Here is a 1,269-nt window from a genome sequence, read left to right as displayed (position 1 = left end):
TGAGATGGTCCCTAGATTTCGGACAGGTGGGTAAGCTCGGTTCGCCTGTGAGAAGGACGAACCCGGATGACGGGCAAGCGGACGCGGTATTCGGCAGACTTCAAGGCGAAAGTGGCGCTGGAGGCTCTGCGGGGTGAACTGACGACGGCGCAGTTGGCGGCGAAGCACGGCATTCACCAGACGATGGTGGGTGAGTGGAAGCGGCAGGCCATGGAGGGGCTGACGGCGGTGTTCTCCGGCAAGGCAGCGGCGCCGGAAAGCGCGAAGGCGGCCGAGGCGGAGGTCGAGAAGCTGCACGCCAAAATTGGCCAACTCCTGGTGGAACGGGATTTTTTGGCCAAAGCGTCCGGTCGATGAGCCTGGAGCGGCGGCGCCAGATGATCGAGCCGGAGCACTCTCAGCTGTCGGTGGTGCGGCAGTGCGAGCTGGTCTCGATCAGCCGGTCGGGGTTCTACCACCGGCCTGCGGGGAAGACGGCGCTGAACCTCGAGCTGATGCGGCTGATCGACACGCAGTTCCTGGAGACGCCCTGGTACGGCTCGCGGCAGATGGCGCGGCACCTGCGGCGCGAAGGTTATGTGGTCGGCCGCAAGCGGATCCGGCGGCTGATGGCGAAGATGGGCCTGGCGCCGATCTACCAACGACCGCGAACGACGGTGCCGAACCCCGAGCACCGGACCTTTCCCTACCTGCTGCGGGATCTGGTGATCGACCGTCCGAACCAGGTTTGGTGCGCCGACATTACCTACCTGCCAATGCGCCGTGGCTTCCTCTACCTGGTCGCGGTGATGGACTGGGCGACGCGCAAGGTGCTGGCCTGGCGGGTGTCGAACACCATGGAGGTGGAGTTCTGCCTGGAGGTGCTCGAGGAGGCCATGGCGCGGTTCGGGCGGCCCGAGATCTTCAATACGGATCAGGGCAGCCAGTTCACCTCGCCGCGGTTCACCGGCCTGCTGCAGCAGGCCGGGGTGCGGATCTCCATGGACGGCCGCGGCCGCTGGATGGACAACGTGTTCATCGAGCGGCTGTGGCGCAGCCTGAAGTACGAGTGCGTCTATCTGCATGCCTTCGAGACCGGCTCGGAGGTGCGGGCCGGGCTTTCGAAGTGGATCGGCTACTACAATGCCGGACGCCCCCATAGCGCATTGGCGGGGCAGACCCCCGACGAGGCCTACGCGGCGAACGAGGTGACGAAGTTGGCGGCCTGACGACAACCAGAACTGAGCTTATCCAGGCCGTCAAACTGTCCTACGGATGGGGACCATCTCA

Annotated in this window: 1 protein-coding gene; it reads left to right on the top strand. The window is 65.2% G+C overall.

Features of this window, described 5'->3' with window-relative positions:
- Window positions 1-66 precede the first annotated feature (66 nt).
- A protein-coding gene (locus tag E2C06_RS36500; protein WP_133293391.1) for an IS3 family transposase occupies window positions 67-1,208 on the top strand; the annotation gives its coding sequence in 2 pieces (ribosomal slippage) (window positions 67-328 and window positions 328-1,208; 1,143 coding nt in all).
- Window positions 1,209-1,269: the final 61 nt, after the last annotated feature.

The sequence above is a fragment of the Dankookia rubra genome (assembly GCF_004355005.1).
Taxonomy (GTDB): domain Bacteria; phylum Pseudomonadota; class Alphaproteobacteria; order Acetobacterales; family Acetobacteraceae; genus Paracraurococcus; species Paracraurococcus ruber_A.
This window is presented reverse-complemented; position numbering and strand designations above follow the sequence as displayed.